At 34.0% G+C, this 24,851-nt stretch carries 27 protein-coding genes; 1 reads left to right on the forward strand and 26 read right to left on the reverse strand.

The genetic code is table 11. The features are described from left to right. Window positions 1-367: 367 nt before the first annotated feature. The 7 genes from AC1B0Z_RS03600 to AC1B0Z_RS03630 all read right to left on the reverse strand — a co-directional run bounded on the left by AC1B0Z_RS03600 (window position 368) and on the right by AC1B0Z_RS03630 (window position 5,124). Window positions 368-1,051, reverse strand: a complete 684-nt coding sequence (locus AC1B0Z_RS03600; RefSeq protein ID WP_483794185.1) for a DUF2461 domain-containing protein — start codon at window positions 1,049-1,051, stop codon at window positions 368-370. A 377-nt stretch (window positions 1,052-1,428) separates the two neighbouring features. After that, window positions 1,429-1,989, reverse strand: coding sequence for a hypothetical protein (locus AC1B0Z_RS03605; protein WP_483794186.1), 561 nt, complete (start codon window positions 1,987-1,989; stop codon window positions 1,429-1,431). A 59-nt stretch (window positions 1,990-2,048) separates the two neighbouring features. Beyond that, window positions 2,049-2,222 (reverse strand): hypothetical protein, encoded by a 174-nt coding sequence (locus AC1B0Z_RS03610; protein ID WP_483794187.1) that lies wholly within the window; start codon window positions 2,220-2,222, stop codon window positions 2,049-2,051. A gap of 29 nt (window positions 2,223-2,251) precedes the next feature. Then, window positions 2,252-2,413, reverse strand: a complete 162-nt coding sequence (locus tag AC1B0Z_RS03615) for a DUF1328 domain-containing protein (protein ID WP_483794188.1) — start codon at window positions 2,411-2,413, stop codon at window positions 2,252-2,254. 56 nt (window positions 2,414-2,469) lie between these two features. After that, a complete protein-coding gene (locus AC1B0Z_RS03620) occupies window positions 2,470-3,372 on the reverse strand; it encodes a mechanosensitive ion channel family protein (protein WP_483794189.1) in 903 nt (300 codons plus the stop codon). A 57-nt stretch (window positions 3,373-3,429) separates the two neighbouring features. Then, entirely contained in the window at window positions 3,430-3,933 is a 504-nt protein-coding gene (locus AC1B0Z_RS03625; RefSeq protein WP_483794190.1) for a Dps family protein, read from the reverse strand. A gap of 405 nt (window positions 3,934-4,338) precedes the next feature. Then, the gene (locus AC1B0Z_RS03630) at window positions 4,339-5,124 is read right to left on the reverse strand and encodes a tRNA pseudouridine synthase A (RefSeq protein WP_483794191.1); all 786 of its coding nucleotides are present in this window, start codon (window positions 5,122-5,124) and stop codon (window positions 4,339-4,341) included. 96 nt (window positions 5,125-5,220) lie between these two features. On the opposite strand from AC1B0Z_RS03630, the gene AC1B0Z_RS03635 reads away from it, so the two are divergent. Then, a complete protein-coding gene (locus AC1B0Z_RS03635) occupies window positions 5,221-5,640 on the forward strand; it encodes a hypothetical protein (RefSeq protein WP_483794192.1) in 420 nt (139 codons plus the stop codon). 87 nt (window positions 5,641-5,727) lie between these two features. On the opposite strand, the gene hisIE is transcribed toward AC1B0Z_RS03635, so the two are convergent. The 19 genes from hisIE to AC1B0Z_RS03730 all read right to left on the reverse strand — a co-directional run bounded on the left by hisIE (window position 5,728) and on the right by AC1B0Z_RS03730 (window position 24,799). Continuing rightward, window positions 5,728-6,321, reverse strand: coding sequence for a bifunctional phosphoribosyl-AMP cyclohydrolase/phosphoribosyl-ATP diphosphatase HisIE (hisIE, locus tag AC1B0Z_RS03640; protein WP_483794193.1), 594 nt, complete (start codon window positions 6,319-6,321; stop codon window positions 5,728-5,730). A 95-nt stretch (window positions 6,322-6,416) separates the two neighbouring features. Continuing rightward, window positions 6,417-7,172 (reverse strand): imidazole glycerol phosphate synthase subunit HisF, encoded by a 756-nt coding sequence (gene hisF / locus AC1B0Z_RS03645; protein WP_483794194.1) that lies wholly within the window; start codon window positions 7,170-7,172, stop codon window positions 6,417-6,419. A 34-nt stretch (window positions 7,173-7,206) separates the two neighbouring features. Continuing rightward, entirely contained in the window at window positions 7,207-7,557 is a 351-nt protein-coding gene (locus AC1B0Z_RS03650; protein ID WP_483794195.1) for a four helix bundle protein, read from the reverse strand. Between the two features lie 36 nt (window positions 7,558-7,593). Then, complete coding sequence (gene hisA / locus AC1B0Z_RS03655) at window positions 7,594-8,328, reverse strand: 1-(5-phosphoribosyl)-5-[(5-phosphoribosylamino)methylideneamino]imidazole-4-carboxamide isomerase (RefSeq protein ID WP_483794196.1); 735 nt, start codon at window positions 8,326-8,328, stop codon at window positions 7,594-7,596. An 85-nt stretch (window positions 8,329-8,413) separates the two neighbouring features. Further along, on the reverse strand, window positions 8,414-8,995 hold the full coding sequence (gene hisH / locus AC1B0Z_RS03660; protein ID WP_483794197.1) for an imidazole glycerol phosphate synthase subunit HisH: 582 nt from the start codon (window positions 8,993-8,995) through the stop codon (window positions 8,414-8,416). 68 nt (window positions 8,996-9,063) lie between these two features. Beyond that, window positions 9,064-10,200, reverse strand: a complete 1,137-nt coding sequence (gene hisB / locus AC1B0Z_RS03665) for a bifunctional histidinol-phosphatase/imidazoleglycerol-phosphate dehydratase HisB (protein ID WP_483794198.1) — start codon at window positions 10,198-10,200, stop codon at window positions 9,064-9,066. A gap of 109 nt (window positions 10,201-10,309) precedes the next feature. After that, window positions 10,310-11,350 (reverse strand): histidinol-phosphate transaminase, encoded by a 1,041-nt coding sequence (gene hisC, locus AC1B0Z_RS03670; protein ID WP_483794199.1) that lies wholly within the window; start codon window positions 11,348-11,350, stop codon window positions 10,310-10,312. 38 nt (window positions 11,351-11,388) lie between these two features. Then, window positions 11,389-12,675: a histidinol dehydrogenase gene (gene hisD / locus AC1B0Z_RS03675; protein WP_483794200.1), complete on the reverse strand. Its 1,287-nt coding sequence runs from the start codon at window positions 12,673-12,675 to the stop codon at window positions 11,389-11,391. 57 nt (window positions 12,676-12,732) lie between these two features. Next, complete coding sequence (hisG, locus tag AC1B0Z_RS03680; RefSeq protein WP_483794201.1) at window positions 12,733-13,590, reverse strand: ATP phosphoribosyltransferase; 858 nt, start codon at window positions 13,588-13,590, stop codon at window positions 12,733-12,735. Window positions 13,591-13,977: 387 nt separating this feature from the next. Next, entirely contained in the window at window positions 13,978-14,793 is an 816-nt protein-coding gene (locus tag AC1B0Z_RS03685; RefSeq protein WP_483794202.1) for a prohibitin family protein, read from the reverse strand. 10 nt (window positions 14,794-14,803) lie between these two features. Then, window positions 14,804-16,834: a VWA domain-containing protein gene (locus AC1B0Z_RS03690; protein WP_483794203.1), complete on the reverse strand. Its 2,031-nt coding sequence runs from the start codon at window positions 16,832-16,834 to the stop codon at window positions 14,804-14,806. Between the two features lie 9 nt (window positions 16,835-16,843). Beyond that, window positions 16,844-17,590 carry a 3-oxoacyl-[acyl-carrier-protein] reductase gene (gene fabG / locus AC1B0Z_RS03695; protein ID WP_483794204.1) on the reverse strand — a complete coding sequence of 249 codons (747 nt, stop codon included), beginning with the start codon at window positions 17,588-17,590 and terminating at the stop codon, window positions 16,844-16,846. Window positions 17,591-17,716: 126 nt separating this feature from the next. After that, window positions 17,717-18,589: a succinate--CoA ligase subunit alpha gene (sucD, locus tag AC1B0Z_RS03700; protein WP_483794205.1), complete on the reverse strand. Its 873-nt coding sequence runs from the start codon at window positions 18,587-18,589 to the stop codon at window positions 17,717-17,719. Between the two features lie 101 nt (window positions 18,590-18,690). After that, window positions 18,691-19,635: a UDP-3-O-(3-hydroxymyristoyl)glucosamine N-acyltransferase gene (locus AC1B0Z_RS03705; RefSeq protein WP_483794206.1), complete on the reverse strand. Its 945-nt coding sequence runs from the start codon at window positions 19,633-19,635 to the stop codon at window positions 18,691-18,693. A gap of 5 nt (window positions 19,636-19,640) precedes the next feature. Beyond that, on the reverse strand, window positions 19,641-20,207 hold the full coding sequence (gene efp / locus AC1B0Z_RS03710; protein WP_483794207.1) for an elongation factor P: 567 nt from the start codon (window positions 20,205-20,207) through the stop codon (window positions 19,641-19,643). Between the two features lie 24 nt (window positions 20,208-20,231). Further along, entirely contained in the window at window positions 20,232-21,017 is a 786-nt protein-coding gene (gene lpxA / locus AC1B0Z_RS03715) for an acyl-ACP--UDP-N-acetylglucosamine O-acyltransferase (protein WP_483794208.1), read from the reverse strand. A 19-nt stretch (window positions 21,018-21,036) separates the two neighbouring features. Continuing rightward, complete coding sequence (locus tag AC1B0Z_RS03720) at window positions 21,037-22,443, reverse strand: bifunctional UDP-3-O-[3-hydroxymyristoyl] N-acetylglucosamine deacetylase/3-hydroxyacyl-ACP dehydratase (RefSeq protein WP_483794209.1); 1,407 nt, start codon at window positions 22,441-22,443, stop codon at window positions 21,037-21,039. Then, complete coding sequence (gene lpxD / locus AC1B0Z_RS03725) at window positions 22,430-23,455, reverse strand: UDP-3-O-(3-hydroxymyristoyl)glucosamine N-acyltransferase (RefSeq protein WP_483794210.1); 1,026 nt, start codon at window positions 23,453-23,455, stop codon at window positions 22,430-22,432. Before lpxD ends, AC1B0Z_RS03720 begins: the two co-directional genes overlap by 14 nt. Before the next feature lie 132 nt (window positions 23,456-23,587). Continuing rightward, complete coding sequence (locus AC1B0Z_RS03730; protein WP_483794211.1) at window positions 23,588-24,799, reverse strand: HD domain-containing protein; 1,212 nt, start codon at window positions 24,797-24,799, stop codon at window positions 23,588-23,590. Between the last annotated feature and the right edge of the window lie 52 nt (window positions 24,800-24,851).

Here is a 24,851-nt window from a genome sequence, read left to right on the forward strand (position 1 = left end):
TGTTGCAACCCCATTCAAATCCATAGTCAAAGCATCACTCATAATAATTAAAAATAACTTAGTCATGTCGAAATGAGGCACGATTGAGACATCACATTAGAACTAGTAAACACCTTATGTGATTTCTCCTAACGTCGAAATGACTCAGTTTCTCTATTTTGAAATTAGTCTATCAAAGATATCCCATTCAAATCCATAGTCAACACATCGCTCATATAATCAAAAATTAACTTAGTCATGTCGAAATGAGGCACGATTGAGACATCACATTAAAACGATGAAACCGTTATATGGTTTCTGCTTTTATATAACGAGATTCCTGCCTTACTGAAACAAGTTCAGCACATTTCGCAGGAACGACAAAAAACTAATCAATCAAAGACACCCCATTCAAATCTGTGGTCAACACATCACTCATATAGTCGAAAAATGGGCGAATTGCCTTAAAAGCATTATCCACTTCTTCTAAAAACCCAGTATCCAAGACTTCTTTATCGGTATATTTTTTAGTGAAGATATACTGTTTCTTTTTGATTAAATCTATCGCTTTATGTTCTTTACTAAATCCTTTAGGCGCTGTTTTTACTTCATCGCCAACAAATTTATCATCCCAAACTGAATTGAAATTTTTATCTGCTAGAATTTCTCGGATTTCAGAATCGTCCATTTCAAATTCTTTACGTATTCTTAGTAAATCTGCAGACTCTGGTTGCCAAAAACCTGTAGCAATGAAACTTTCGTTATTTGGCTGAATATGCAAATAGTACCCACCTCTTAATCGCGGTTTTGTTCTATGAAACGAGCCACCAAAATGAGTTTTATAGGGCAACTTGTTCTTTGAAAAACGGACATCACGATAAATTCTAAAGATTTTAAGTTTATCAATCTCGTCATGTTTGTTCAAGTTTTCTAAAATAGCATTATAAAACTGTTTTACTTCTGCTTCAATCGCTTTAAACTCTAGTTTGTTTTCGTTAAACCAATCGCGGTTGTTGTTCTTTTCTAGTTTTTTAAAAAATGTGAATACGGATTTTGGTACGGTAATGCTCATTGTTGCTTTTTAAGTGGTTTCTAAATTACAAAAAAGTATGTGATGTTATTGACTTAATTCATTCTACTTACTCATAATTAAACCTTAAATTTTCTGGATTAGTGCGTTAGGGATTGCAACGGCATCTTTTTTGCGCAGCACCTAAATCTATAGAATATTCAAACTGTTTTAGAGATACTAATTTAAATAACGATATCTTGAAACGAGTTCAGGACTGCTGCGCAAAAAGATATAGTGAAAAGCCCTCCCGATAGCTATCGGGATTGCGGTAACGCCCAAATAATACTATCTAAAATTGTTTATACAACATAAGCCTTTAAACATAAAAAGTCTCGAGTTTCCCCGAGACTTATTATTTATCTTAACACGATGTGTGATTACATGGCGTCTTTCTTTTCGTTATACGTCATGGTTTTAATACTTTCTGAATCTTCATCATAGTATTCTACAATAAAACTACCATCTTTATCAAAATAACCAATGCCGTTAAAGGTTTCGCCTTTAATAATGTAACTTCCTGGACTGTGCGTATTCCAAGCTTTTCCTATTTCTACAAACTCATTCTTATCATTCGCTAATGCCATCATAAACCCAGATGTATTCGGACTAAATTTATAATCCTTATCTGCACTTATGTAATAGGTTTCAGAAGTTAAAACATTATAAGCTTTGTCTGCATCGTTATCAATCATTATGGTAGTTGTTACCTTTTTGTCGGATGAAACTCTATCCTGATTTAACTTGTACTTATCATCAGCATCAAGCTTAACTTTTGAAGTTTCTTTGGTAACTACTTTTATTTTTCCTTCTTTGGTTTTGTCACCATCAGTATATTTCACTTCCTTTACTTTAGTTTCTTTCTTAATTTCTGTTGGCTTTTCTTGTGCCATTGCTGGTACACAAATTAATAAAGCCATTATATATATGTAAGTTTTCATTTTTGTTGTTTTTTATCTTGTTAATCTTTTATTTAATATCTGCTATAGTGTGTTGCTAGTTAATGGGTAGCATCATCAATTTCGTCTTCAATCTCTTCAACAGCATCTCCAGCTTCATCTTTTACTTCTTCTACAGCTTCTTCAATTTTATCTTCTGTTTTCTTTTCTCTACAGCCTGTAAATACGGTAGTTACTGTAAATAATAAGGCCAATGTTATTATGATTTTTTTCATGATTATAAATTTTATAGGTTAATTAATTTTTATTTCCTCACTAATCCTTTTATCAAGGAGACTGCAAATAGTATGATGAAAATGTAGAAACATATTTTAGCTATTCCAGCTGATGCTCCTGCAATGCCACCAAAACCTAGTACTCCTGCGATAAGTGCGATTATTACAAACGTTATCGTCCAGCGTAACATAATCGATGGTTTTAAAAAATTCGACTTAACAATTTATCAGGATCGATAAATCTACTCTAGTTGTTAGAGAATTGGTTTTCCATAACAGCGTCATCAAACGCTAGTTTATTGTTAAATTCCAAAGTACGGATAGGGAACGGAATATTAATTCCTGCTTTATCGTAAGCTTTCTTAATTTCAATAATAGCTGTGGTTTTTGCCTTTAGCTTTTCTAACATACTTTCGGCATCAATCCAAAATCTGCACAGGTAGTTAATAGAGCTATCTCCAAATTCGGTATAGTAAAACTCTACATCATCAGCGCTTTCAACCTGATCAAAAGTATCGGCTATAACGTCTTTAGTTAATTGCTGTACTTCTTCTAAATCAGACTCATAGCCCACACCACATTCTAAAAACACACGCATTCTCGTCGTTAAGGAATAGTTTTTTAAAGGATTTTCAAGAATCATTTTATTAGGAATTATAACAATATTATTATCGGCTTCCTTTAATACAAATTCTTTCAAATTTACATCAATTACTTCTCCAGAATAGCCATTGGTTTCTACCCAATTACCTAATTGTATACGTTTTCTAAACGAAATTACTACACCAGCAAAAGTGTTAGATAATGTACCTTGCAATGCTAAACCAATAGCTAAACCTGCAACACCAGCACCTGCCAATAAGGAGGTTAGCATTTTACTAAGGTTCATAATTCCCAGAGCCAAAAACAGTCCCGCTACTACAACAACTACTGCCGAAATTTTAGCAATAATATTAGCGATAGATTTTTGAGGTACTCTGTTATCAACTAGCTTTAAAACTAATTTTCTCGTGTATCTGGCTACAAAATAAGCGGCTGTCATTACCAAAATGGCCAGAATTAAATTTGGTATGTTTTCTATTACGGCACTTACCCAGCCTTGTAGTTTATCTAATAAGTTATCAAATGCCGTAGACATTGTACTTTCCATAGTCTTAAAATTTTTTAAGGTTAATATTGTTTTAGATTATAGCGTCTATAAATTCTATTACGCTTCAACAATACTTTCCTTTAAACTTTCCGACGTTTTTTTGGTCCATGCATTTAGCATCCAACTTGTTTTCTCTAGTTCTCTAATGTAAGCTCCCATCAGGTCAATCGTACCTTCATCACTAATAGCTTCGGCCTTTTCAATAACCTTACTCATTTGTGCCAGTAACAATTTATGATCGTTTAATGTATCTACAACCATATCCTGATCTTCCTTTAATGGCGCCTCTTCCAAAATAGCCGAAGTCTTTAAATAGTCCTCCAACTTACTCATCGGATGAAAACGCAATGTTAAAATACGTTCTGCAATTTCATCAATTTTAACTTTTGCATCGTTGTACATGGTTTCAAATTGCTCATGCAAATCGAAAAAATTCTTCCCGATAATGTTCCAATGTTTACTTCTTAATTTTTGATAATACACGTGGTAGTCAGCTAATAAAACATTTAATTCAACCACCACAGGCATTAATTCTTCTTCATTCATGTTTAAATAGCTCATAATATATTTTTGTTTTTTAAATTAAACTCACTTTCAATATATGGGCAATAGCAATTTTGTCAAGCGGTTTAACAGGTTTTAACGGCGTTAAGAAATAATTAACTTAAATTATGTTAAATAAAAATGAAGATGTTAAAGGATTTTAAGAGAATATCTTGTTTAAATATTTGGGCGCTACCCAAGGGTCGGGCTATCCGTTATATCTTTTGCTTTCTGTCATTCCTGCGAAGGCAGGAATCTATCACTAATCCAATTCTAGCTTCCAAAACTCGTGCAAAACACCAAAAAAGCAAAAGGATGCCACTTCTATCCCTAGCGCAACCCACCCCTAGCCCCTCCAAGGAGGGGAACTCCACTCTAACTCTGAATTATTTTCTAGGAATGTGTTTCTCCCCTTTGGGGAGATTAAGAGGGGCTTGTAAACTCCACAGCATTCAAAATCAACCCCGACGCAGGTGCGATATAATTCATTTTAATCTTACTATCAGGAACAAGACTATCTTTAATATCCTGAAGCGTTAGTTTTTCTTTACCTAAATCAATCAAGGTGCCCATCATTAAACGTATTTGGTTGCGCATAAACCCTTTTCCTTTCACCCTTAGTAAATAAGAGTTTTTAGGAAAGTAATTAGCGGTATATATGTCATTTTTAACCAACTCACATTGTAGAATATTACGAGTGTAAATACCATTTTCGGTAGGCTTATAGCAGTAAGACCACAAGTAGTTTTCACCTTCAAACAGTTTAGCACCTTGTTTCATAATGTCGATATCCAAATCATCTAAAATAGTTGTCATTATTGGTGCACAAAATGGATGACATTTAGCGCCATAGGTAAATAAATACAAATACTCTTTTATTTTAGAATGTTGAATGATGTTAAATTCTGCATCAACCTCCTTTATGCTTAAAGCTCTAATATCTTGAGGTAAGTTATAATTAAACAGCTCTAAAAATGCAGTTTCATCTTCTATAGGCTCCTTTAAAAACAATTCAAAAGCAGCACTTTCAGCAGAAACCATGGCATCAGTTCTACCAGAAGTTAGTGTTTTAAAATACTTTCCTTCTAAAATATAATTAAATGTTCTATCCACCATTAAGTGCAACGTCTTAAGGTTAGGCTGTTTTTGCCAACCGTGAAAACGGTAGCCTAAATATTGAATTTTAATAAGGTAAAAGTACTTTTTCATAACAATAAAAAGAAAGCGAAAATTAGTCTATATAATCCACTGTGACAAAAAATTTATAACTTGTAATACAATTTACTAACTAAAAACTTTAAAATTATGTCGAATTCTACATCAAACAAGCTCCCAATTTGGTTTTGGATTATTAGTGTTATTGCCCTAATTTGGAATGGAATGGGTGTAAAAGCTTATTTAGATCAAGCCTATAATACAGAAAGTTACCGTGCTATGTACACACCAGAACAACTTGAAATTGATGCAAATATGCCAGCATGGGTTACCGCTGCTTTTGCAATTGCAGTATTTGCTGGCGCCTTAGCCGCTATTGGTTTATTACTCAGAAAATCTTGGTCTGTTAAACTTTGGTACTTATCCCTTTTAGCGGTATTAGTCCAAATGGGATATGCTTTGATAAATGGCTATGCGTCAAGTATAGTTATGACCATAATGATAATAGTATTTGCTTTTTTCTTTACTTGGTTTGCCAGAAAATCTGAAGCTAATGGGTGGTTATCGTAATACATAATATTTGTCACCCTGAACTTGTTTCAGGGTCTTTTTTGAGAGCATTAGATTCTGAATCAAGTTCAGGGTGACAAATGTGGTTTATTTATGCCTTCCTTTCAGTTCTTCTTCAATATCTTTTAAAGTAAATCCTTTAGCTTGCAATAACATTAAGTAATGAAATAATAAATCTGCCGATTCATATAAGAAAAGCTCATCATTATTATCCATTGCCTCAATTACAGTTTCTACGGCTTCTTCCCCTACTTTTTGAGCCACTTTATTTATACCCTTTGAAAATAAACTCGCTACATAAGATTTTGCTGTATCCTTATTGGCAACCCGCTCCGCAATTATTGTTTCTAACGTAGAAAAAAATCCATAATTAGAGGTGTTCTCCTCTTTCCAGCACGTATCTGTCCCCGTATGGCAGGTAGGACCTATAGGATTCACTTTAATTAACAACGTATCCTTGTCACAGTCGTTTTTAATATCTACTAATTCTAAAAAGTTGCCACTCTCTTCGCCTTTAGTCCATAAGCGTTGCTTGCTTCGACTAAAAAAAGTGACTTTTTTGGTTTGTAACGTTTTTTCATAGGCTTCCGGATTCATGTACCCCAACATTAATACATTTTTTGTCGTGGCATCTTGAATGATAGTTGGGACTAAACCGTTTTGATCGTATTTTATTTCCATTTTCTTGTCATTCCTGCGAAGGCAGGAATCTATTTAATGTTATTAGTTTTTATGGATTCCGCATCAAGTGCGGAATGACAAAACACGTATTATTTTTAAATACGCACTTCAATATCTTGTTTTTTTAATTCTTTTTTTAACTCTGGAATGGGAATTTCTCCAAAATGAAACACACTAGCCGCCAATGCCGCATCAGCTTCTCCTTCTTTAAAAGTATCTACAAAATGCTGCATATTTCCTGCACCACCTGATGCAATTATTGGAATATTTAATTCTCCTGATAATTTCGCTAAGGCTTTATTAGCAAAACCATTTTTAGTACCGTCATGATTCATAGATGTAAACAAAATTTCTCCAGCACCACGTTCTTCAACTTCTTTTGCCCATTCAAACAAATCAATCTCCGTTGGAATCGTTCCTCCTGCTAAATGCACTTTCCAGTCTCCGTTAACTTGTTTCGCATCGATAGCCACCACTACACATTGGCTACCAAATTTATCAGCCAATTCATTTACCAATTCCGGTCGCTTTACTGCCGAAGAATTAATAGAAACTTTATCTGCACCGTTTTTTAATAATGCATCTACATGAGCAATACTGGAAATACCGCCACCTACGGTAAACGGAATATTAACCTGTTCTGCAACACGCAATACCATATCTAAAGTTGTACCTCTATTTTCTAAAGTGGCTGCAATATCTAAAAATACAAGTTCATCAGCGCCTTGATCTGCATATTGCTTTGCTAATGCCACAGGGTCTCCTGCATCACGTAAATCAACAAAATTTACACCTTTTACAGTACGCCCATTTTTAATATCTAAACAAGGTATGATTCTTTTTGTTAACACTTTTTATCAGTATTTAGTCTCTAGTATCTAGAAGTTAGTTTAGTTTGTTTTGTAATGACCTATTCATCTTTTGAATTTCATTACATAAGTTAATTAAAGGTTCAACTATGTCATTAGGAAGAAAATTTAATCTTAATGACAATAATAGTTGCGTTTTAAGCTCTGATGTTGAGCCGTTTGCAATTGATAAAAAATGAATAAACTCTTTTTTTGAATTTCTCCCAGCACCTTCTGCTATATTTGAAGGTATTGAAATACTACATCTTTTCATTAGAGATATCAACCCATAACGTTCTTCGTTAGGCAGCTCATTTGATAACAAATAAACTTGTTCTACCAAATTCATTGATTTTTTCCAAATATGCAAATCTTCAAACTTATTCATTCTAAATACTTAGTACTAAAATCTAATTACTATTAGCTACACAAATTTTTCTAATTGCTGAAGACTAATTCTGTCTTCGTAAATAGCCTTACCAATAATAACACCTTCACAACCTAATTCAATGAGTCTTGGCAACTCATCAATATGTGATATACCTCCAGAGGCAATTAATTTTATAGATTGACCACTACTACTATTGGAACACTCTTCAATGATGTCTTTATACAAATCAAAAGATGGACCTTCCAGCATACCATCTTTTGAAATATCAGTACAAATTACATATTGAATCCCCTTCTTTTGATAGCCTTTAATGAATGGAATAACATCTTCTTTACTTTGTTCCATCCAACCACTTATTGATACTTTTCCAGCATCACTATCAGCACCTAAAATAATTTTATTGCCGCCATATTTAGAAACCCAACCTTCAAATGTTTTAGGGTCTTTTACAGCAATACTTCCACCTGTAACCTGTCTTGCTCCAGAATTAAAGGCAATATGTAAGTCTTCATCTGCTTTTAAACCACCTCCAAAATCAATCTTTAATTTGGTTTTAGAAGCAATTTGCTCTAATACTTTATAATTTACAATATGCTTCGCCTTAGCGCCATCTAAATCTACTAAATGCAAATACTCGATGCCTGAAGCTTCAAACATTTTTGCAACTTCAAGCGGATTTTCATTATATACTTTTTTAGTATCATAATCTCCTTTGGTGAGACGTACACATTTTCCGTCTATAATATCTATGGCTGGTATTATTCTCATTGATTAACTTGTTAATCAACCCCGAACTTGTTTCAGGGTCTTTTTGTTTTATATTTTCAGATTCTGAAACAAGTTCAGAATGACACTAAAGTGCTAAAAAATTCTTTAATATTTTGGCTCCTTCATTTCCACTTTTTTCTGGGTGAAATTGCGTACCATAAAAATTTTCATGTTGTAATGCCGACGCATAATTAATACCATAATCTGTAGCAGCAATGGTTTCATTACAATGTTCTGCATAATAACTGTGAACCAAATACATGTATTCGTTTTCTTTGATATCTTTAAATAAATCAGATTTTAAATCTTTAATAACATTCCATCCCATTTGTGGCACTTTCACATGCTCAGAAAAGCGTTTTACCTTGGTTTGAAAAATACCCAAACCTTTCGTATCGCCTTCTTCAGTATGTAAACACATGAGTTGCATACCTAAACAAATCCCCAAAACGGGTTGCTTAAGCGTAGGAATCAATTCATCTAAACCACTTTCTTTAAGCATTTTCATTGCAGAACTTGCTTCTCCAACACCAGGAAAAATCACTTTATCAGCAGCTTTTATTTCCTCTGGATTATTTGACAAAATAGCATCACAACCCAAACGATTGAAAGCAAACTGAATACTCTTTATGTTTCCTGCACCGTAATTTATTATTACTAATTTCATTTATAAGCTCTTGGCTCTTAGCTTTTGGCTCTTAGCAAAATGCTAGTAGCTAAAGGCTAAAGGCTATTTTATAACATTCCCTTTGTACTTGGTAAAAACATCTTGTTAGGATCGCGTTTTACAGCCATTTTCATAGCTTTTGCAAAGGCTTTAAAAATCCCTTCAATTTTATGATGTTCGTTTGTGCCTTCTGCTTTTATGTTTAAATTACATTTCGCACCATCAGTAAACGATTTGAATAGGTGGAAAAACATCTCCGTTGGCATATCCCCTATTTTTTCACGTTTAAACTCTGCATCCCACTCCAGCCAATTTCTTCCGCCAAAGTCAACCGCTACTTGTGCTAAACAATCGTCCATTGGTAAACAGAAACCGTAGCGCTCTATGCCCAATTTATCACCTAAGGCTTTATGAAACAATTCGCCTAAAGCAATCATGGTATCTTCAATAGTATGGTGTTCGTCAACTTCTAAATCACCATCAACTTTAATGGTTAAATCCATCGCACCATGTCGCCCAATTTGATCTAACATGTGATCGAAAAATGACAAGCCAGTATCAATATCATTTTTACCAGAACCATCTAAGTTAAGCTTTATATATATCTTTGTTTCATTAGTGTTTCTAGTAATTTCAGCCACTCTATCTTTCAACTTTAAAAACTCGTATATCTCTGCCCAATCTGTGCTTGTTAAAGCTATACAGTCTAAAATATCTTGTTTTGAACTTTCAATTTCATCGGCTCCTAATTCTGGATCTTCAGATAAATAAATACCCTTTGCGCCAAGGTTTTTAGCCAACTCCATATCTGTAATTCTATCGCCTAACACAAACGAATTCTCCAAATCATAGTCTTTTGAAAAATACTGCGTTAATAAGCCGGTTCTTGGTTTGCGTGTATCTGCATTTTCATGCGGAAAGGTTTTATCAATATGAACTTCTGAAAATACGACGCCTTCTTTTTTAAACGCATCAATGATTTTATTTTGAGCTGGCCAAAAGGTGTCTTCGGGAAAACTATCTGTTCCTAGACCGTCTTGGTTAGTCACCATAACCAATTCGTAATCTAATTCATTAGCTATTCTAGCCATGTATTGAAATACTTTTGGGTAGTATTCCAGCTTTTCTAAACTATCTAATTGATAATCTACTGGTGGTTCTAATACTAATGTGCCGTCTCTATCGATAAAAAGTACTTTCTTCATTTTTTTTGTCATTCCTGCGAAGGCAGGAATCTATTTTAAATTACATAGTCTATTGTGGATTCCGCATCACACTTCGACTGCGCTCAGTGTGACAGTGCGGAATGACAAATCACTCTAACGCTTTTAAAGCTTTTATTAAAACTTCGTTTTCTTTTTTAGTTCCAATTGTAAAACGCAAACAATTTTCGCATCCTGGTTGCGTCGTTCTATTCCTGATTACGATGCCTTTTTTTATTAACTCATTATAACGCTTTGTAGCATCATCTACCTTGGCCAATAAAAAATTAGCATCCGATGGATATATTTTTGACACAAAACTAATCGCATCTAATTGTTCAACCAAAATATCTCGCTCTTTCAAAATTTCGGCCACCTGTTTTTGGGTTACCTCATTTTGCTCTAATTGTGCAATCGCTTTTTGTTGCGTTAACTCATTCACATTATATGGCGGTTTAATGCGATTTAATACTGAAATGATTTCTTCTGAAGCATAACAAATTCCTAATCGAATACCTGCCATTCCATAAGCTTTTGATAAGGTTTGCGTTACAATTAAATTAGGAAATTCATTCAATCTGCTTACCCAACTTTCTTCATTTGAAAAATCAATATACGCTTCATCAATAACTAGAATACCTTTGAATTCATTTATCAACTTTTCAATTGAAGAAGCTTCAAAACTGTTCCCTGTGGGATTGTTAGGCGAACACAGAAACAATAATTTAGAATTTGAATCGGTAATATTCAGTATTTCATCAACCTTAGGTTGAAAATTTTTATCTAACTGAACACTTTTAATCTCGATAGCATTAATATTAGCCAATACACTATACATACCATAAGTTGGTGGCAATGTAATGATGTTGTCTTGATTTGGTTCGCAAAATGCTCTGTAAATTAAATCTAAAACTTCATCACTTCCATTTCCTAAAAGCATATTTTTTTGTGGAATGCTTTTAATTTCTGAAAGTAATGATTTCACGGTACGTTGCTGTGGATCTGGATAACGATTCACCCCATTTTCAAACGGATTTTCGTTAGCATCTAAAAATACCATGTCGTCACTATTACCTTGATATTCATCTCTTGCCGATGAATAAGGTTTTAGTGCTTTTACCGTTGGTCTTATTAATTTTTGTATATCTATCATAATCTTTAGATGCTAAATTTAGTTCAGCATGACAAAAGTTATTTTTTTAAATCCTTTAATCGAATGCTTACCGCATTTTTATGGGCTTGTAAGCCTTCTGCCTCTGCCATCAATTCAATGGTTTCTCCAATATTCAAAATGCCTTCTTTAGATATTTTTTGAAAGGTCATTTGTTTCATAAAACTATCCAAGTTTACACCTGAATAGGCTTTTGAAAATCCGTTAGTTGGTAAGGTATGATTGGTTCCCGAAGCATAATCTCCTGCACTTTCAGGCGTGTAATCACCTATAAAAACTGATCCTGCATTATTGATATTATCAACATATAAGTCTTCGTTTTTACAACAGATAATGTAATGCTCTGGTCCATATTCATCGATTATTTCTATGGCTGTTGCATCATCTTCAACATAAATTAATTTTGAATTTGCTATGGCTTTTTCTGCAATGGTTCTACGTGGTAAAACTGCTAACTGTTGCGCAACTTCCTCCGAAACTTTAGTAATCATGTCTTTTGAAGTAGTTACTAAGATAACTTGACTATCTGTACCATGTTCAGCCTGACTCAATAAATCTGATGCCACATAAGCGGCATTTGCAGTTTCATCTGCAACAACCAATAATTCACTTGGTCCTGCAGGCATATCAATAGCTACACCATATTTTGTGGCTATTTGTTTAGCAACGGTTACAAATTGATTTCCTGGTCCAAAAATTTTATAAACTTTTGGAATCGTTTCTGTACCAAAAGTTAATCCTGCTATGGCTTGAATACCACCAACTTTGATAATTTTAGTAACTCCACATAATTTAGCTGTAAACAAAATTTCAGGTGCTAGTTTACCTTCTTTATTTGGTGGAGAACATAAAACGATCTCTTTGCAACCCGCTATTTGAGCAGGAACAGCCAACATCAATACTGTTGAAAATAAAGGTGCCGTCCCTCCAGGAATATACAAACCTACTTTTTGTATCGGTCTTTTTTCTTGCCAACATTTCACGCCATTAGTAGTTTCTATCTCTACTTTAGATGTTCTTTGAGCCTTATGAAACGTTTCAATATTGTGCTTTGCCTGCTTTATGGCATCCTGTAATTTTTCTGGAACTAATTGAATGGCCTCCTCAATTTCTTCAGAAGTCACCACATTAGATTCTAAAGAGACGCCATCAAACTTTTGCGTATATTGCTTAATAGCACTATCCCCATTTGCAGAAACATCTTTAAACACTGTATTAACAGTATCTTCAATATCTCCAACGGTTTGGGTTGGTCTTTTTAAAATTTCAGACCACTCGTTTCTATTTGGATTTTTTATGATTTGCATTACTTAAATCTTCAAATTAATAGTGAGATTCTGAAACGAGTTCAGAATGACAAAAAATTAAAGTACCATTTTTTCAATTGGGCATACCAAAATACCTTGCGCACCTTTGGCCTTTAAGTCGTCTATGACATCCCAAAACTGATTTTTACTAATTACAGAGTGTACAGAACTCCACCCTTCTTCGGCTAAAGGCAATACCGTTGGGCTTTTCATTCCAGGTAATACTTTAATAATATCTTCTAGTTTATCATTAGGTGCATTTAACAGGACGTACTTAGAGTCCCTACCTTTCAAAACAGACTGAATTCTAAATTTAATTTTCTCTAAAATGGCTTGACGTTCAGCATCTAATTTTGGAGACACTGCTAAAACCGCTTCTGATTTTAAAATCGTATCAACCTCTTTTAAGTTGTTTTTAAACAAAGTACTACCACTAGAAACAATATCACAAATAGCATCAGCTAAACCAATATTTGGAGCTATTTCAACAGAGCCATTAATAATGTGCAGATTTGCACTTACGCCATTTTTATCTAAAAATTGTTGAACTGTATTCGGATAAGATGTTGCAATTCGCTTGCCTTCTAAATCCTTAATGCTTTTATATTTATCTCCTTTTGGGACTGCAATACAAACACGACAAGACGAGAATCCTAGCTTTTCAACTATACCAATGCCCTCTCCTTTTTCGATTAAAACATTCTCGCCAATTATGGCCGCATCAACCACACCGTCTTTTAAATATTGTGGAATATCTCCATTACGCAAATAGAAAACCTCTACTGGAAACCCTTTTGCCGAAGCTTTTAATTGGTCTTTTCCATTATCAATAGAAATACCAATGTCTTTTAATAAACGCATCGAGTCTTCGTTTAATCGACCCGATTTCTGCACTGCAATTCTTAATTTACTCATTTTAAATCTTAATTAATTTATCTGTTTCCAGATTGAGAACTTATATCCTGATTTTCAGCGGGATTAGTTCAACTTACAATTTTAAGTACGTCCTTTGGACTTCTTCAAATTGAGTTTCACTAAAAAACCCGCTTGATTGTCTCAAACGGGTTTAAAATATATGTTGATATTACTCAATACATTTTTACTTCGCTTGAGAGCAAATGCAAAAATGATGATGTGTTTGAGTAAAAGTCATGTTATTTATTTGATACAAATATCTATAATTTAAATGATTTAAACCAAATTATAAATACAATTCTTGTAACAATTAAAAATTATTAATATTTGAATGCTGAAAAATTAATAATTTTTAAAAGAACTCCTTGTTTGATGAATTTATTCTTTTTATTGATTCCCTAGAATAATAGGCATACCACTATCACCTGAACCAATAACAATGACTTTGCTATTTGGTGATTCTGAAAGTTTAACAGTTGCTTCAATACCTTTATCTTGAAGAATTTTATCTGTTAAAGAGGCACTTAAAATTCTGTTTGATTCCGCTTTACCTTTAGCTTCAATAATTACTTTTTCAGCTTCTTTTGCTGCAGTAACTAATCTAAACTCATATTCTAGAGATTCTTGCTCTTGCTTTAATTTGCGCTCAATTGCCTCTTTGATGGTTGGAGGTAAAGTTACATCGCGGACTAAAACCTCGTTTAATTGTACGAATTGCTTTTCTAAAATTTTCTTTGTTTCCACAAAAATTTCATCTTGAATGGCGTCTCTCTTGGTGGAATACAATTGCTCTGGTGTATAACGCCCAACAACACTTCTTGCAGCACTACGTATAGCAGGTTGAATAACACGCTGTAAATAGTTCTCTCCCAAGGTTTGATGTAGTTTCCCTAAATCGTTATATACCGGTTGATACCAAGCAGAACCGTCAATTTGAATTTCTAATCCATTAGATGATAACACTCTCATTTTTTCAAATAATTCTTGCTGACGTACCTCGTAAATGTAGACCTTGTTCCAAGGCGCAACGATATGAAATCCTTCTCCCATAGGAGCCTCATCAGTTACAACACCGCCACCAAATGTTTTGTACAAAACACCAGCCTCACCAGATCCAATAGTTATAGCCGATTTGGCAAGTAAAACAAATAATATAATTGCCACCACTATTATGGGGAATGCAATTTTTGGTAATCTTTCCATAGTTATGTATTTAAATTAGTCCGTTATATTTTCTTAAAAACCATTCCGCTGAAAGTGATAAAAGTATGATACCAAGCAGAAATTTCCAATCTATCAAAGGTATGGTATTTTTATTGCTTTTCTGAATTGTTTTATAGCTTTCATTAGATAATAAATCTGAAATCAAAGCATCAACAGCATTCGAAAAATATGCCTTACCATTTGTATTAGTAGCAAGTTGTTGCAGTTTAGTTACATCTGCATTTAAAAATTGTTGCTCAATGTTATATTCCAATACTTCAAAACTACCCGATTTTGAAATATTTTCCCCTTTGGAACGTACCGTAAAACTATATTTGGAAGGGTTTAATCCACTTAAATCAACCTGATAGTTATTGTTTTTAAGTACAAAAGGAAATACTTGTTTTTCTTTTGAAACTGTATTCTCTAGAATAACATATAAAGATTGACGTGCATCAAATTCGTAATTTTTATCAAAAATTTGGGCTTTTAAAATAATATTGGAACTACCTGTGTAAAACGATTCATATTCAACGGTTAGCCTAGATTTTCTTTTGCTTGAAGCTAAATACTGTACCAATTTCCCCATGAAGTTATCAAAATCTGCAAAAGATTTTTCGTTTATAAAACTCTGGGAACGCCATCTCCAAATATTTTCTCCAAATAAGACTGCTTTTTTTATAGAATTATGCTCTAATGTTGCCAACAAGGGCTCATTTTTATCAATCCCCAAAACTGTTTTCTCTAGCAAAGTTTCATAAGGCACAAAAAAATTTGAAGCACCAAATGGCCCAATCAAAGGAGGAAAAGTTTCAAAGTTAATATCTTCCACTAAAAAAGGTGAAAAGTTTAGATTGACCTTTGGTTGAAAATCCTCTTTTTGTCCAGTGGACTCTTGATTAAAAACTTCAACTGTACTATTTAAGAAACCTAATGCCGTTTTGGTTCCAATTATAGTAAATGTGTTTATCGATTCTTTTTCTAAATTTTGATATAATCTCTTAAATTTATTATTAGGCTGATAAAGTATAATTAATTGAAAATCATTTAGTTGATTTAAAATTTCATATGGATTTAAAATTGAAACAGCACGCTGTTCGTTACTTTCTATGCTTTTTTTTAGGGCTCCAATATCTGGATGAATCATATCACTTACCAAAGCAATTTTCGTTTTTTGATCAATCACTTCAACAGCAAACTTCTTTGAGTTGTTTATCTTGTTTTTCTCTGTTTGAATCGGTTCTAACCTTGCAGTATAACTTCTAACCCCTACTTTATTAGCTGGTAACGTAAATTGGATTATCTCAGAATTATTTTCCTTTGAAAAACTTATAGTTTTATTAAATACACTTTTACCATTTGAAATTACGGTAAACCTAGAAGTAATATCGGTATTGCCCTGATATAATAAAATAGCTTCAACGGGAAATTTGTTTTTTAAAAACGCATATTTATTGACATTAAGTTGTTTTACTTGTAAATCGGTATATGTAGTTGTATCTCCTAAAATAATGGGATAAATAGGTTGAGAATAATTATTGGAAACCGCATAATCATTCCCAAATGTTTGATTTCCATCTGAAATTAAAACAATCGGCGCAATATCATTTTTATAAATATCAGAAATCTGATTTAATGCTTTGTCGATATCTGTTCCCTTAGATTCAAAATCTAAGACTACAGAGTTTTCAATATCCTCATTAAATCTGAAGTACTCAACATCAAATTTTTCAGTAAGCTCAGTATTATTTTTAATTGTGCTAAGAGTTTGATTGATATTCTCAACTTGATTTAAATGTTTAATTGAGTTGGAATTGTCAACAGTAACAATAAGATTTGGTTTTTCGGTAAAAACCTGAACTTGGTCGAATTTAGGATTCACCAAAAGCAACAAAATAGCAAATACGGATAAAAACCTTAGAAATGAAAAAGCAATAGATAATGCATGTCTATGTTTCTCTTTATACTTATACTGAAAAAGCGCTACAAGTAGCGCTATAATTCCAGATAGTATTATGTATAAAACTGTTTCTATTTGCATTAATATCTTTTAAGTAAGCATTCCCCCATCTACATTTAGCGTTTGTCCAGTTACGTATGCACTCATGTCACTTGCTAAAAACACACAGACATTTGCAACGTCTTCTGGTGTTCCACCTCGTTTTAACGGAATGCCAGCTCTCCAGCCTTTTACAACTTCTTCATCTAATTTAGCTGTCATTTCAGTTTCTATAAAACCAGGGGCAATCACGTTGCTTCGAATGTTTCTAGAACCTAATTCTAGTGCGACAGATTTAGAAAAACCTATAATTCCAGCTTTTGATGCTGCATAATTGGTTTGTCCAGCATTACCCTTTACTCCAACTACGGAACTCATATTGATAATTGAGCCTCTGCGCTGCTTAAGCATTGTACGCTGAACCGCTTTTGTCATGTTAAAAACCGATTTGAGGTTTACTTCAATAACTTTATCAAAATCCTCCTCACTAATACGCATGAGCAAATTATCCTTTGTAATACCAGCATTATTTATTAATACATCGATACCTCCAAAGTCTTTAACTACATCTGCAGCTAGTTCTTGTGCTTCTTCAAAACTTGCCGCGTTACTTTGATAGCCTTTTGCATTTACACCTAAAGCCTTCAATTCTTTTTCCAGCTCATTTGCAGCTTCAACAGAAGAGCTGTAAGTAAACGCTACGTTAGCACCATGTTCTGCAAAAACCTTTGCTATTCCTCTACCAATACCTCGACTGGCACCTGTAATTATAGCTGTTTTTCCTTCTAATAATTTCATGAGTTATAGTTAGTTTATAATAGTTGATTTCATGTAAACAAGTTGTTCAAATATAATAAATAGAAGTGGCTTCAAATAAAAAAACCTCACAATATTTGTAAGGTTTTCAACGGATCTAATTTATACTTAAGCCATTACTTCGGCAACTTTTTTCCCAATCTCAGCAGGTGAATCTACAACATGAATACCACAAGCTCTCATAATTTTCTTTTTGGCTTGTGCAGTATCATCACTTCCACCAACAATAGCTCCCGCGTGTCCCATGGTACGTCCCGCAGGTGCCGTTTCACCAGCAATGAAACCAACAATAGGTTTCTTGCTACCACTCTCTTTATACCAATTTGCAGCATCAGCTTCTAATTGCCCACCAATTTCTCCTATCATCACTACAGCTTCAGTCTCTGGATCATTTATCAAAAGCTCAACGGCTTCTTTGGTTGTAGTACCTATTATTGGATCTCCTCCAATGCCGATAGCTGTGGTAATACCTAAACCTTGTTTTACAACTTGGTCTGCAGCTTCATAAGTTAACGTCCCTGATTTAGAAACAATACCAACTTTACCCTGTTTGAATACAAAACCTGGCATGATACCAACTTTTGCTTCACCAGGAGTGATAACACCTGGACAATTAGGGCCAATTAATCTTGAGCCTTTATCTTTTATATAATTTGAAGCAGTAATCATATCTGCCACAGGAATACCTTCTGTAATCGTAATAATCACCTTAATTCCAGCGTCTGCAGCTTCCATAATAGCATCTGCAGCAAATGCAGGTGGCACAAAAATAATGGTTGTATCGGCTCCTACTTGATTAACAGCTTCTTCCACCGTGTTAAAAACAGGTTTATCTAAATGTGTTTGCCCTCCTTTGCCAGGAGTTACTCCACCGACAACATTGGTACCGTAATCAATCATTTGACTGGCATGGAATGTACCTTCGCTTCCTGTAAAACCTTGAACAATTATTTTTGAATTTTTATTTACTAATACACTCATAAGTGATGATTTTTCAAATTTATTTAAATTGAAACAAAAGTAATTTTTTAAGCATAGATTTTAAAGTAAAACATTACTTTTCTTTAAAGTTTATCTAAATATTAACTATTTTTTTGCTTCTTAAGCTGCGCCAATATTTCAGGGATTTTCCTGATATATGCCATTTCTTTAAACTTTTCTCTAGCTTCAAAAGCTGGCGACCCAAAATAAGTCTTGTTTTCATCTGTAGAATGGCCAAGTCCTGATTGCGCATACAACTCAGTTCCTTTAGCTATCGTTATACCACTTTTTACGCCTACTTGTCCCCAAATAGTAACATTATCTTCAACTACAACACAACCAGCAATACCAGTTTGTGATGCTATTAAACATTGCTTACCTAAAACCGTATCATGACCTATTTGTATTTGATTGTCTAATTTTGAACCCTCGCCTATTTTAGTATCTGCTGTAACACCTCTATCTATTGTACAAGCTGCCCCAATATCAACATTATCCTCAATAACCACCCTTCCTCCAGATTTTAATCTATCATAACCATCTGGTCGCTTTTTGTAATAGAATGCATTAGCACCCAAAACAGTACCTGCGTGTATTGTAACGTTGTTACCAATTACTGTATCATCATAGATGCTTACATTTGAATGGATAATACAATTTTTACCAATTTTTACATTATGTCCAATAAATGTATTTGGCTGAATAACAGAACCTAATCCAATTTGAGCAGAGTCTGAAATTAATTTATGAGAGGACTGAAAAGGCTTAAAGTGATTAGTTATTTTATTAAAATCTCGAAACGGGTCATCACTAATCAACAATGCTTTTCCCTCTGGGCAATCAACTTTTTTATTAATTAAAATGATGGTTGCAGCAGATTGTAATGCTTTATCGTAGTATTTGGGATGATCTACAAAAACGATATCCCCGGGTTCAACAACATGAATTTCGTTCATTCCCAAAACAGGAAAACTTGAGTCGCCAACAAATTCACAATTAATTAATTGCGCTATATTTTTTAAGGATTCTGGTTTTGGAAACTTCAACTAAATTATTCTTTTACGCGTTCTTTGTATGTGCCCTTTGCGGTTTCAACCTTAATCTTATCGCCTTCATTAATAAATAAAGGAACGTTTACCTCTGCCCCAGTCTCTACCGTTGCGGGTTTGGTTGCATTTGTTGCGGTGTTTCCTTTAACTCCTGGTTCGGTATGTGTAACTTCTAAAATAACACTTGCCGGTAAATCTACCGATAATGGCATATTATCCTCAGTATTAATCAAAACTGTAACAACCTCTCCTTCCTTCATTAGTCCGGAGTTGTCAAGTGCAGCCTCTAATAATTGAATTTGCGTGTAATCTTCAGTATTCATGAAGTGGTAATACTCACCGTCATGATATAAAAACTGGAATTTATGCGTTTCAACACGAACATCATCTAATTTATGTCCCGCAGAAAAGGTGTTGTCAATGACTTTGCCATTGGTAACACTTTTTAATTTTGTTCTTACGAATGCAGGCCCCTTGCCTGGTTTTACATGTAAAAATTCAACAATCTTATATATGTCGTTGTTATATCTAATGCATAATCCGTTTCTGATATCACTCGTCGTAACCATAAAATATTTTCTTTAACTTTTTATTTAATTTGATTTGAAGTATCCTTTCATAATACCTCTGTGTGAATTCTTTATAAACTGAAGAATCTCATCTCTTTCCGGGGTCGCTTGCATTTCAGCTTCAATAATATCTGCTGCCTGAGAGTTATTGTACGTTTTTTGATATAGAATACGGTATATATCTTGAATTTCCCTAATTTTTTCTGTTGTAAAACCCCTTCGTCTTAACCCAACTGAATTTATGCCTACATAAGATAAAGGCTCGCGCGCTGCTTTTACATAAGGCGGCACATCTTTTCTAACTAATGAACCTCCCGTAACAAAGGCATGATTTCCAACAGAAACAAATTGATGTACAGCTGTCATACCTGCTAAAACCACATAATCGCCTACTGTAATATGTCCTGCAAGCGTGCTATTATTAGAAAAAATACAATTATTCCCAACAATACAATCATGGGCTACATGGCAATATGCCATAATTAAACAATTATCCCCGATAACTGTTTTCATTCTGTCTACCGTACCTCTGTTAATCGTAACGCATTCCCTTATGGTCACATTATCACCAATTTCTACAGTAGTATCCTCATCATTATACTTTAAATCTTGAGGTACTGCCGAAATAACCGAGCCTGGGAAAATATTACAATTTTTTCCGATACGGGCACCTTCCATGATAGTAACATTACTACCTATCCAAGTACCTTCGCCAATTACCACGTTATTATTGATTGTAGTAAAGGGTTCAATTACAACGTTTTTTGCAATTTTTGCACCAGGATGCACATATGCCAAAGGTTGATTCATGCTTTATTTTACTTTTTAATTATTTTACTTTAGAAATTTGTGCCATTAATTCTGCTTCGGCACATAACTTCCCATTTGCATAAGCGAAACCTTGCATATGGCAGATTCCACGTCTTATAGGGGTAATTAATGTACATTTAAAAATAAGCGTATCGCCAGGACTTACTTTTCGTTTAAATTTAACATTATCCATTTTCATAAAAAATGTCAAGTAATTTTCAGGATCAGGCACAGTGCTTAATACCAAAATACCACCCGTCTGCGCCATAGCTTCTACAATTAAAACTCCTGGCATTACTGGTGCTCCTGGAAAGTGTCCTTTAAAGAACTCTTCATTCATGGTGACGTTCTTCATTCCAACTACATGCTTATCAGTCAATTCAAACACCTTATCCAAAAGTAAAAATGGCTGACGATGTGGTAACATAGCCATGATTTGAGTCACGTCCATTAGAGGTTCCTGATTCAAATCAACATTTGGCACATTATTGCGTCTCTCATTCTTGATTATTTTGGAAAGTTTTTTGGCAAATTGTGTATTTACAAAGTGTCCTGGTTTATTGGCAATAATTTTTCCGCGAATTCGCGTTCCAACAAGTGCTAAATCTCCAAGAACATCCAATAATTTATGTCTTGCCGCCTCATTAGGGTGATGCAATGTCAAGTTATCAAGAATGCCGTTAGGCTTTACAGCAATATTATCTTTATTAAAAGCCACTCTCAGTTTTTCCATAGTTTCGGGTGATAAGGGCTTATCAACATAAACAATGGCATTATTTAAATCACCTCCTTTTATCAAACCGTGCTCCAAAAGCATTTCAATTTCATGCAAAAAACTAAAAGTTCTGGAGTTTGCTATTTCATCTTTAAAATCTGAAATCTGATTCAGTGTAGCGTTTTGCGTGCCTAAAACTTTTGTACCAAAATCCACCATAGTAGTTATTTGATATTCTTTAGCTGGCATCACTAAAATCTCACTTCCACTTTCTTCATCGGTATATGAAATCACATCAGAAACTACAAATTCTTCTCTAGTGGCATCCAATTCTACAATACCAGCTTCCTCTAGAGCTTCAATGAAAAATTTTGAAGACCCATCCATAATTGGTGGTTCAGAAGCATTAAGTTCTATTATAGCATTATCAACGTCTAATCCTATCAAAGCAGCCAATACGTGTTCTGAAGTCTGAATCACAACACCATTCTTTTCCAAACATGTACCTCTTTGGGTATTTGTTACATAATTTGCATCGGCTTCAATCAGAGGCGCGCCTTCTAAATCCACTCTTTTGAAAGCTAAACCAGAATTAGCTGTTGACGGTTTAAAGGTTAAGGTGACATTTTTGCCAGTATGTAAACCAACGCCGGTAAGTGACACCTCATTTTTTATAGTTTTTTGTTTAGTATCTGTATTAACTATTGCCATAGCTTTTTTCTATATCGTTAAATTTTTTGACAATTTTAGGTAAGTTTTTAAAATGTACATAGGACTTATTATAATCCCCATAAGCTAATGCTGGGGAACCTTGCAGCACCTCATTATCTTTTACATTTCTACCAATACCAGATTGGGCTTGAATCTTTACATTATTACCAATAGTGATATGGCCCACAATGCCTACTTGACCGCCTATTTGGCAATTTTCTCCAATCTTTGTGGAACCTGCTACACCTGTTTGAGCAGCGATTACTGTGTTTTTGCCTATTTCAACATTATGTGCTATTTGAATTTGATTATCCAATTTCACTCCTTTTCGTATCACAGTTGAACCTAATGTAGCCCTGTCTATAGTCGTAGCGGCTCCAATGTCTACAAAATCTTCTAAAATCACATTACCAGTTTGTGGCACTTTTTGGTATTCTCCATGTTCGTTAGGCGCAAAACCAAACCCGTCAGCTCCAATAATAGCTCCAGAATTAATAACACAGTTATTTCCTATAACACATTCTGAATATATTTTGGCTCCGGCAAAAATTATAGTATGATCTCCAATTTTCACATTATCACCAATATATGTGTTTGGAAAAATCTTTACATTTTCGCCAATCTCAACATTTTCTCCAATGTACGAGAACGCTCCTATATAAATGTTTTCTCCATAAGAAGAAGTATCTGCAATGAATGAGGGTTGCTCAACACCAAACTTATTCAACTTTACTTGATTGTAATATTCTAAAAGTTTTGAAAAGGATTTATAAGCATCATCAACCTTAATAAGTGTGGTTGTGATGTTTTCTTCGGGGACAAAATCCTTACTCACAATAGTAATTGAAGCTTTTGTAGAATAAATGTAAGACGTATATTTAGGGTTAGCCAAAAACGTTAGAGTGCCTTTAACCCCCTCTTCAATTTTTGCAAGTTTTGATACTTCAATATTTGCATCTCCAACAACATCTCCTTCTAAAATATCTGCTATTTGTTGTGCTGTGAACTTCACACGGTTTAAGTTAGTTGAATTTTAATAATTTGAGCAAAAATAGGAAAAATGTACTAAAGTTATAACGCCCTGTTTCTTAAGATATTCTACGGTTGTGAACAATTTGAAAATCTCAAATGTAGCAATCAAATTTTATTTCGGGTAGCAGATATAATATTTAGTTACCGGTTTTGATAGTGCTTGAAGATTTAAATGATCTGAAGCTTTTACAATATCTTGGATTTTTCCAGATTTGTATAAGATATTAATATTCTGCTTTTTGGTTTGATACGCTTGATTAAAAATATCTCCTGTAAACACAAAGTATTCAGCCTCTTCAATCGTTACATTGTGCTCTTCAACCAGTCTACTGGTATGCTTTTTTAAATCCTTGTCCTTAATGGGTTTGCTCTTTATTTTTATCTTAAGTAGTTCTCTATTAATTATCATGTTGCACAAATTTCTAAGCACAAAATCATCACTGGTTTTCCACGATTTCATTGCGGATACAATATCATAATCATCCAATTCGTGAAAAACGTCTAGGGTTTCGCTTGAAAATTCTTCAATTGAAATATCATTCTTCAAAAAATATTGTAGTGCTGCGCTAGCTTCTAAATCCCAACCTTTCTTTGTTAAGTCCTTTGCTCTTGATAAAACCCGCATCAACAATTGTTCTGCAACCAAACCTGTTTTATGTAAATACACTTGCCAGTACATAAAACGGCGGGCAATTATAAATTTCTCAACACTGTAAATCCCCTTTTCTTCAACCACCAAATTATCATCAACAACGTTTAGCATTGTAATCAAACGCTCACTATTTACATTGCCTTCAGCAACACCCGTATAAAAACTATCGCGTTTTAAATAGTCTGCACGATCTATATCTAATTGACTAGATATAAGTTGACACATAAACGGACGATGGTATTCTCCCTTAAATATTTTAATAGCAAGCGTTAAACTTCCGTTAAATTCTTCATTTATACGTTCCATAAACAACAGCGAAATTTGCTCGTGGGATACACCATTTACTATGCTATGTTCCATAGCATGTGAGAACGGACCATGACCAATATCGTGCAATAAAATGGCAACGTTTAAGGCTTCCTCCTCTTCCCTAGAAATTGTAACCCCCTTATAACGAAGTACATTCACAGCTTTTTGCATGAGATATATACAACCAATAGCATGATGAAATCTTGTATGGTGCGCTCCAGGATACACCAAATAAGACATGCCCATTTGAGTAATTCTTCTAAGCCGCTGAAAGTATTTATGCTGAATGATATCGAAAACCAACGAATTTGGAATAGTAATAAATCCGTAAATTGGGTCGTTTAATATTTTGAGTTTATTCAAACTTTGAAGCTTTACTAATTTTTACAAATATAATTATATGAAGTCCAATTTA

This window comes from Hyunsoonleella sp. J2K-J805, from assembly GCF_057167125.1.

Coding starts and splice junctions, on each gene's coding strand:
- AC1B0Z_RS03600 (WP_483794185.1), bottom strand. CDS start 1,051: ATGAGCATTACCGTACCAAAATCCGTATTCACATTTTTTAAAAAACTA.
- AC1B0Z_RS03605 (WP_483794186.1), bottom strand. CDS start 1,989: ATGAAAACTTACATATATATAATGGCTTTATTAATTTGTGTACCAGCA.
- AC1B0Z_RS03610 (WP_483794187.1), bottom strand. CDS start 2,222: ATGAAAAAAATCATAATAACATTGGCCTTATTATTTACAGTAACTACC.
- AC1B0Z_RS03615 (WP_483794188.1), bottom strand. CDS start 2,413: ATGTTACGCTGGACGATAACGTTTGTAATAATCGCACTTATCGCAGGA.
- AC1B0Z_RS03620 (WP_483794189.1), bottom strand. CDS start 3,372: ATGGAAAGTACAATGTCTACGGCATTTGATAACTTATTAGATAAACTA.
- AC1B0Z_RS03625 (WP_483794190.1), bottom strand. CDS start 3,933: ATGAGCTATTTAAACATGAATGAAGAAGAATTAATGCCTGTGGTGGTT.
- AC1B0Z_RS03630 (WP_483794191.1), bottom strand. CDS start 5,124: ATGAAAAAGTACTTTTACCTTATTAAAATTCAATATTTAGGCTACCGT.
- AC1B0Z_RS03635 (WP_483794192.1), top strand. CDS start 5,221: ATGTCGAATTCTACATCAAACAAGCTCCCAATTTGGTTTTGGATTATT.
- hisIE (WP_483794193.1), bottom strand. CDS start 6,321: ATGGAAATAAAATACGATCAAAACGGTTTAGTCCCAACTATCATTCAA.
- AC1B0Z_RS03650 (WP_483794195.1), bottom strand. CDS start 7,557: ATGAATAAGTTTGAAGATTTGCATATTTGGAAAAAATCAATGAATTTG.
- hisA (WP_483794196.1), bottom strand. CDS start 8,328: ATGAGAATAATACCAGCCATAGATATTATAGACGGAAAATGTGTACGT.
- hisH (WP_483794197.1), bottom strand. CDS start 8,995: ATGAAATTAGTAATAATAAATTACGGTGCAGGAAACATAAAGAGTATT.
- hisB (WP_483794198.1), bottom strand. CDS start 10,200: ATGAAGAAAGTACTTTTTATCGATAGAGACGGCACATTAGTATTAGAA.
- hisC (WP_483794199.1), bottom strand. CDS start 11,350: ATGATAGATATACAAAAATTAATAAGACCAACGGTAAAAGCACTAAAA.
- hisD (WP_483794200.1), bottom strand. CDS start 12,675: ATGCAAATCATAAAAAATCCAAATAGAAACGAGTGGTCTGAAATTTTA.
- hisG (WP_483794201.1), bottom strand. CDS start 13,590: ATGAGTAAATTAAGAATTGCAGTGCAGAAATCGGGTCGATTAAACGAA.
- AC1B0Z_RS03685 (WP_483794202.1), bottom strand. CDS start 14,793: ATGGAAAGATTACCAAAAATTGCATTCCCCATAATAGTGGTGGCAATT.
- AC1B0Z_RS03690 (WP_483794203.1), bottom strand. CDS start 16,834: ATGCAAATAGAAACAGTTTTATACATAATACTATCTGGAATTATAGCG.
- fabG (WP_483794204.1), bottom strand. CDS start 17,590: ATGAAATTATTAGAAGGAAAAACAGCTATAATTACAGGTGCCAGTCGA.
- sucD (WP_483794205.1), bottom strand. CDS start 18,589: ATGAGTGTATTAGTAAATAAAAATTCAAAAATAATTGTTCAAGGTTTT.
- efp (WP_483794207.1), bottom strand. CDS start 20,207: ATGGTTACGACGAGTGATATCAGAAACGGATTATGCATTAGATATAAC.
- lpxA (WP_483794208.1), bottom strand. CDS start 21,017: ATGAATCAACCTTTGGCATATGTGCATCCTGGTGCAAAAATTGCAAAA.
- AC1B0Z_RS03720 (WP_483794209.1), bottom strand. CDS start 22,443: ATGGCAATAGTTAATACAGATACTAAACAAAAAACTATAAAAAATGAG.